Source organism: Streptomyces calidiresistens (genome assembly GCF_014141525.1).
Lineage (GTDB): Bacteria > Actinomycetota > Actinomycetes > Streptomycetales > Streptomycetaceae > Streptomyces > Streptomyces calidiresistens.
In genome coordinates this window covers 1-2,830 of sequence record NZ_VKHS01000711.1, presented here as the reverse complement: position 1 = coordinate 2,830, position 2,830 = coordinate 1, and the positions used below count along the sequence as shown (strand labels likewise).

Genomic DNA, 2,830 nt, shown 5'->3' with positions numbered 1-2,830 from the left:
CCCCGACCCCCTCGGCCGGTCCCCGGGGACCGGCCGAGGGGGTCGGACGGCGCCCCATCAGGCGCCGGAGGACTCCCCGGCCCGGACATCGGCCTCCCGGGCCCGCATGGCGCGCACCACGCCGGCCCGGCTCTCCGTGACCAGCCGGCGCAGCGCCGCGTTCGGCCGCGCCTCCGCCAGCCAGGCGTCGGTCCGCTCCACGGTCTCCGATCCGATCTGCAGCGCCGGGTACAGACCCACCGCGATCTGCTGCGCCATCTCGTGGCTGCGCGACTCCCAGACGTCCTTGAGCACCTCGAAGTACCGGGCCGAGTACGGCTCCAGCAGTTCGCGCTGGTCGGGCTGGATGAAGCCGCCGATCACCGACTCCTGGACGGCGTTGGGCAGGGAGTCGCCCTCGATCACCAGGGCCCAGGCCGCGGCCTTGGCCCCGGCGGTCGGCACGGCGGCCCGCGCGTACGCGGCGTGCCGCTCACCGGCGGCGGTGGCGTCCCGTTCCAGCTCGGCGGCGATCTCCGTCTCCCCGGCGCGCCCGCGCGCCACCAGACGGTGCAGCAGGCTCCAGCGCAGCTCGGTGTCGACCGTCAGCCCCTCGACGACCTCGGAGCCGTCCAGCAGCCCCGCCAGCAGCGCGAGTTGCTCGTCGGTGCGGGCCACGGCGGCGAACGCCCGCGCCCACGCCAGCTGGTGGTCCCCGCCCGGCTCGGCGCCCCGCAGGAAGTCCAGGGCCGCCTCCGTCCAGCGGGACAGCCCCTCCTCCCGCCACGCCGGGTCCGCGTACAGCTCCAGGGCGAGCTTGACCTGCCGGTGCAGCGTCTGCACCACGCCGATGTCGCTCTCCCGGCCGATGCCGGAGAGCACCAGCTCCAGGTAGTCGCGGGTGGCCATCTCCCCGTCGCGGGTCATGTCCCAGGCCGAGGCCCAGCACAGGGCGCGGGGCAGCGACTCGGCGAAGTCGCCCAGCCGCTCGGTGACCACGGCCAGCGAGTCCGCGTCCAGCCGCACCTTGGCGTAGCTCAGGTCGTCGTCGTTGAGCAGGATCACGGCGGGCCGGGCGCGTCCGACCAGCTCCGGCACCTCGGTCAGCCCGCCGTCCACGTCCAGCTCGATCCGGTCGGCGCGCACCAGCGCGCCCCGTCCGTCCGAACCGTCCGGGCCCTCCCGGACCTCGTACAGACCGATGGCGATGCGGTGCGGACGCAGCACCGGCTCCCCGGTCGCGCCCTCCGGCAGGGCGGGCGCCTCCTGCCGGACGGCGAAGGAGGTGATGACGCCGTCGGCGTCGGTGGTGATCTCCGGCCGCAGGATGTTGATGCCGGCCGTCTCCAGCCAGGCGCGGGACCAGGCGGACAGGTCCCGCCCGCTGGTCTCCTCCAAGGCCGTCAGCAGGTCCGGAAGGGTGGTGTTGCCCCAGGCGTGGCGCTTGAAGTACGCCTGCACGCCCCGGAAGAACGCGTCCTCCCCGACGTAGGCCACCAACTGCTTGAGCACCGAGGCGCCCTTGGCGTAGGTGATGCCGTCGAAGTTGACCAGGACGTCGTCCAGGTCGCGGATCTCGGCCATGATCGGGTGGGTGGACGGCAGCTGGTCCTGCCGGTACGCCCAGGTCTTCATCTGGTTGGCGAAGCTGGTCCAGGCGTGCGGCCAGCGGCTGCCCGGGGCGGCGGCCTGGCAGGCGACGGAGGTGTAGGTGGCGAACGACTCGTTCAACCAGAGGTCGTTCCACCACTCCATGGTCACCAGGTCGCCGAACCACATGTGGGCCAGCTCGTGCAGGATGGTCTCCGCACGGCCCTCGTAGGCGGCGTCGGTCACCTTGGAGCGGAAGACGTACTGGTCGCGGATGGTGACCGCGCCCGCGTTCTCCATCGCGCCCGCGTTGAACTCCGGGACGAACAGCTGGTCGTACTTGGCGAAGGGGTAGGGGAAGTCGAACTTCTCCTCGAACCAGTCGAAGCCCTGCCGGGTGACCTCGAAGATCGCCTCGGCGTCCAGGTGCTCGACCAGGGAGGGTCGGCACCAGATGCCCAGCGGAACGGTGCGGCCGTCCTTCTCCCGGGAGCTGTGCACCGAGGCGTAGGGTCCGGCGATGAGCGCGGTGATGTAGGTGGAGATGCGCGGGGTGGGCTCGAACCGCCACACCCGGTCCGCGGGCTCCGGGCTCGGGGAGTTGGAGATCACCGACCACCCCTCGGGGGCGGTCACGGTGAAGCGGAAGGTGGCCTTGAGGTCGGGCTGCTCGAAGCAGGCGAAGACGCGCCGCGCGTCCGGCACCTCGAACTGGGTGTAGAGGTAGGCGCTGCCGTCCACCGGATCGACGAAGCGGTGCAGGCCCTCACCGGTGTTGGTGTAGGCGCAGTCGGCGACCACCCGCAGCTCGTTGGCGCCCTCGACCAGGTTCGGCAGGGCGATCCGCGAGTCGGCGAAGACCTTCTCCGGGTCCAGCGGCTCGCCGTTGAGGACGACCTCGCGCACCGTCGGGGCCACCAGGTCGACGAAGCTCGAACCGGCCGCGTTCGCCTCGAACCGCACGGTGGTCTCGGAACGGAAGGTGCCGCCCGCGGGGGCCTCGGTGATGTCGAGGACGATGTCGTATTCCTCGACGCGGAGCAGACGAGCCCGCTCCCGCGCCTCGTCCCGGGTCAGATTGGTTCCAGGCACAGTGTGGTGCTCCTTCTGCGGTTCTCGCGATTCTGCGGTTCTGCGGTGGCCGTACCGGGCGCGTCCCGCCCTCCGACCGGGGTGAACGGGGACGCACCCGCATGCTGCCACGATCCTTTCACGGGGCACCGGGCAGCGCGCGGGGATTGTGCCGGGACGGGGAGGGGGG

1 protein-coding gene is annotated in these 2,830 nt (G+C 72.2%); it reads right to left on the bottom strand.

Annotation, left to right across the window (positions count from 1 at the left end; genetic code table 11):
• Window positions 1-57: 57 nt before the first annotated feature.
• Window positions 58-2,661: an aminopeptidase N gene (pepN, locus tag FOE67_RS21810; RefSeq protein ID WP_182666545.1), complete on the bottom strand. Its 2,604-nt coding sequence runs from the start codon at window positions 2,659-2,661 to the stop codon at window positions 58-60.
• Between the last annotated feature and the right edge of the window lie 169 nt (window positions 2,662-2,830).